Genomic DNA, 2,921 nt, shown 5'->3' with positions numbered 1-2,921 from the left:
ACACGCTGCACCCACCGCATCTAGGCCTGGTCGAACCGACCCCGCCGACACCAACACCAAGCCCGCCTCTCCCACTACCGACAACCAAGACACCCACTCACCCGACCGCCGTTGCAATATTAGATCTGTCAAATGCTGCCCAGACCAACACCCTGGCGATCCGAAACGGCTCGTCCTGCAACCTCGATCCGCTCATCCGGCTCCTCCCAGCGCAGCTGGTTGACCGCCGAACGAATCCGGGCAGCCCATCCCCTTCGCTCCACCCCGCTGTTACCCCGAGCCTAGACGCAAAAGATCTGCATGCGCACCAGAGTCTGCATTCTACAAAAAGTTTTTCAAAAATACTCAGCAGGAATCTCTTGAAGTGGACGCAGCCTGGAATCTGGTTGTGGGAGCAGCATCGATCCGATCGTATTCACGCCTTTGTGCCACTGATCGGTCGTTGCGGCGTTATCGACTTCTGCTCGGAGCCGACGGATAGCTTCGAAGTTGGAAGGGTCGTTCGCCACCCACCTCGTCGCAGCCTGTACTCGGCGAGCATGTTCACTGAAAATCCAACTTCGCAACCGATCTGCGTCCACCAGGGTACGTTGCTGCTCCGTTTCATCGCGAAGCGTGTCGATGACTTCCTTGGATGGGTTGTTCATATATTCGCGACCTCTGGCGACTTGATCTTCCGACAGTGAAACACCTAAAGAGAAGTCATCCACGTATCGCGAAACCATAGATTCCAGCGCGTGCAGTCTATATCTCGACCACTCTGGATCCATATGATTTCTTTCGAAGTACTGGTGAGCAGCGACGACACTCCTGAGGGGTTTGGACGCCAGTACCTCACCGTCTGCGGCTCGCACGATATCCGTGAGTGCGGACCTTATTCGGAATGCGTGCGGCCCTCTAATTCCGGCCGCCCGGAGAGCCGTTTCGAGGCCTGTCGTCCCTCCAGCCATGTGAACAGCGCGTTCTGCACCAAAGGTCGCAGCCCTCAAACTATGCATAGGAGAACCCGACGCCCTCATTCCGTATAGAATGTCATCAACCGCTGCGACGCGGTCATAGACATTAGCATGCGCAGCTTCTCTCAACTGCGCATTCCTCGCGCCCCACGCCTTGTTTCGACGGTCGCGTTCATCCTCACGTGAGCCGAGCATTAGCGGATTACGGCGTCCTGCGACCAGCGCTGCTACCGGCGAGTTGCTTATCGTGCTGGCTGCAGAAAGAAATCCCATAGCGGACATCGAGTTGTTCGCTCCTGCAGTGCCCATTCCTAGGGCGACTCCACCGGCGTTCTGTGTTGAACTACTGCCTTCTGCGGCGAGCGCAACACGACCGGCCAGCCAATCGTTCGCCCTGCTTATACCGAAGTTCATTCGCCGCAGTTGCACAATGGCAACTATCTCGATAATCGCTGCCAAAAAGAAAATGGGAACAGAATTTTCACCCGACTGTTGATAAAGATTAGACAAGAAAGATAGATATGCCCCGAGAAAAATGATGTTCAAGCACATTTGCACTGCCGAAATCAAGCAGTAACACACGTCTCGGATCAAAGCGATTTGGGTGGGGCCTGGGATAAATCCCAACGATGCAAAACCGAATATTGCGCGAAAGAGATGGTAAATTGTATTACATGCATCGGCGATAATTCGATAGGAGAAAATGATGGAAAATGCCAGAAAGGCGACAGCGCCCACGAGCAGCAACAGTCCTGCTCCGACTTGACCCATGGTTGGATCATTCGTCTGGGCATACGCAACACTATCCCCACATGCCCTCAACCCACTCCTGACACGATCCTCATCGCCCGCCTTCACCCCCGCCGACCATGCGGCCCCACAGCCTGGTCGCTTATCTATCTGATGACCAAAATTCCACTCGTGTGTCCCCTTGCGGCCGAAGCCATCAGCCATTGCCACTTGAAGTGCGGGCACCAGCCGAGACGGATTAGGATTATCATTGCCGTTGAGGCCAGCCGCCACAGAAATTCCAAGATCTCGCCCTTTGGCAAGAAGGCCATTTGACGATAGGATATCCCCCAATGGGTCAGTCAAGAATATCGGTCCAAATATTGCAATCGCGACCATGGTTACAACTTGCATGGCCGCCTTGGCGTGGAAGCCTCGAATAATTAACCAGCCTATACAAAAAGCCCCGACAGAGACTGATGTTACAAGAAGAAGTGGCGTTGCCATCTGGCTTACGAGATTGTCTGCCAACCCTCTCAACGCGGTACTGAAAATATCCAGGAACTGAAAGCTCAGCGTAAATCCTAGGACATATATCGCAGTTGTCACACAAGTTATGAAAATGATGAAAATCAGCAGGTCCAACGCCCACGGAAAAATCTTCCAAGATTCCAGAACGCCGCCGGGATTCGTGACGAATAAATAATCCGATAGCTTCACGCCGGATGAGTCGCGCACATCCATCCAACTGAGCAAAGAGTTTGACCCGGATGGGCGTGTCAAGTTTCCTGTCTGCGCCGCCGCGACTCCAACCAAAAGGCTCGGAGCGGCAGTTACTACGGTGAGTATTAGGAGCGAGTAAACGGCCATCTTTCGACGACTGGAAACCGCCCACCGATGATTCTTCAGCCGCCGCGCCAGCGTTTCAGATTTCGGGGATCTACAGCCAAAAATTTCTCCGAACCCCCGGAAGCGCTTCATCATCTTCCGGTTGCTCGCTTCAGCCTTCACGGCAAACATTCCGTAGTGAGTTTGTCGCCACGAACCGCTACGCGACGCCATCAGCCAGAAGCTAAGCACAACCCTATGGATACCATTTGAACGCCCATAGGAATAGAATAGTATTAACGTGCCTCAACCTTGACTGCTAGTGCCGCGTCCGGGAAGGTTGATGCTGTAACCCGCCACTCGGGGTGGCGGGTTGATCATCGGCTGGTGTCCGGTGATGCTGCTGGT

At 54.1% G+C, this 2,921-nt stretch carries 1 protein-coding gene; it reads right to left on the bottom strand.

Translation table 11 applies throughout. The features are described 5' to 3' along the window. Nucleotides 1–335: 335 nt before the first annotated feature. Nucleotides 336–2,765 carry a hypothetical protein gene (locus ABZW96_RS37430; RefSeq protein WP_355081609.1) on the bottom strand — a complete coding sequence of 810 codons (2,430 nt, stop codon included), beginning with the start codon at nucleotides 2,763–2,765 and terminating at the stop codon, nucleotides 336–338. Nucleotides 2,766–2,921 lie beyond the last annotated feature (156 nt).

Source organism: Nocardia sp. NPDC004168 (assembly GCF_040610355.1).
Lineage (GTDB): Bacteria > Actinomycetota > Actinomycetes > Mycobacteriales > Mycobacteriaceae > Nocardia > Nocardia sichangensis.
Note: the sequence above shows the minus strand (reverse complement) of the source record. Positions and strands in the feature narration are given on the sequence as shown.